Annotated in this window: 1 protein-coding gene, 1 other RNA gene and 2 pseudogenes; all 4 read left to right on the plus strand. The window is 71.7% G+C overall.

The window, feature by feature from the left end:
* Positions 1-205: 205 nt before the first annotated feature.
* Positions 206-445: pseudogene (locus tag BM093_RS37780) on the plus strand (WhiB family transcriptional regulator); the annotation flags it as partial.
* Between the two features lie 24 nt (positions 446-469).
* A pseudogene (locus BM093_RS38110) lies at positions 470-583 on the plus strand (helix-turn-helix domain-containing protein); the annotation flags it as partial.
* Between the two features lie 68 nt (positions 584-651).
* An RNA gene (locus BM093_RS34905) (hammerhead ribozyme type II) lies at positions 652-720 on the plus strand.
* A 17-nt stretch (positions 721-737) separates the two neighbouring features.
* Complete coding sequence (locus BM093_RS34910; RefSeq protein WP_177238906.1) at positions 738-986, plus strand: hypothetical protein; 249 nt, start codon at positions 738-740, stop codon at positions 984-986.
* Positions 987-1,078 lie beyond the last annotated feature (92 nt).

A 1,078-nucleotide genomic window follows, 5' to 3' on the forward strand; every position in this document is an offset into this window, starting at 1 on the left:
GAGATCCGCCGCTGCCTCAAGCGCTACACCGCACGACAGCTGTTCCGCCAGCTCGAAGCGAGCACTCAAGGCCTTGACGAACCATAGGAGCGTCCCCCCGGGCGGGGCGCCCAGCCACAGCGGCGGCGCCCCGCCCGGTCTCCACCCCCGGGCCCCTGTCGAGGGGCCGGGCCCTGTCCGAGACCAAGATGCGAGGTGAGCAGAGATGGATTTCCTGGACCACGACCTGCCCTGTAGGGCTGAGGACCCGGAGCAGTTTTTCCCGGTCGGCACTGGCTCCCCTGCAGCCCGGCAGGTCGAGCAGGCCAAGGCGGTGTGCCGGCGCTGCCCGGTGACCGCGGCCTGCCTGTCCCGGGCACTCGAGCTCGGCGCGGACGGGGTGTGGGGCGCTACGACCGAGGCCGAGCGTCGGCACCTGCGGTCGCGCGCCCCGCGCCGGCCTGCTGTCGGATCCAGCCCGAAGCAGGCTCGGCGGGCTGCCGCGGTGGCCCTTGTCCGGGAGGGCACCCGGCGCGTGGCGGTGGCCGCGCAGTACGGCATCAGCCCACGCACGCTCGACCGCTGGCTCACCGCCAGCGCCTGACCGCTGGTGCCCAGCACCGCGGACCCGCGACCCGCCCCCAAGAGGGGCGCGAGCCCGTCCGACGCGGCAGCCGAAACGCCGCGCTTCGCGGCGTCCGCCGAGGACTGATCTTCCCGGCGCTGACGAGGCAGATCACACCCCCGGGAGGTAGCCGATGTCCATCACCGTGTGCGGGCCCGCCTGCACCACAGAGATCAAGAACAGTGGCCGGTCCTGTGGCGACCCCCAGCGCTCCTACGTGGGCGCGGTGCTGGCCACCTACGAGGCCAATGGTTACGACGACAGCGACTTTCTCGCCGTAGTCTGGGACGGCGACCAGGTCACCACCTGCGAGTACGCCAGCACACGGGGCTGGACCTACCACAACCACGCCACGACCGACGCCACGTCACAGGCCCAGTGAGGTTCCCCCGGTTTCGCGGAGTCCGGGTTATCTGTGATCGTCGCGCTGGGCGCGATGGTAGGCGTCCTCGTACTCGTCAGGTGAGAGCCCGC

Source organism: Pseudonocardia ammonioxydans, from assembly GCF_900115005.1.
Classification (GTDB): Bacteria; Actinomycetota; Actinomycetes; order Mycobacteriales; family Pseudonocardiaceae; genus Pseudonocardia; species Pseudonocardia ammonioxydans.

Bases quoted from the DNA above. Each gene is read 5' to 3' on its own strand.
- BM093_RS34910 (WP_177238906.1), top strand. From the start codon at position 738: ATGTCCATCACCGTGTGCGGGCCCGCCTGCACCACAGAGATCAAGAAC.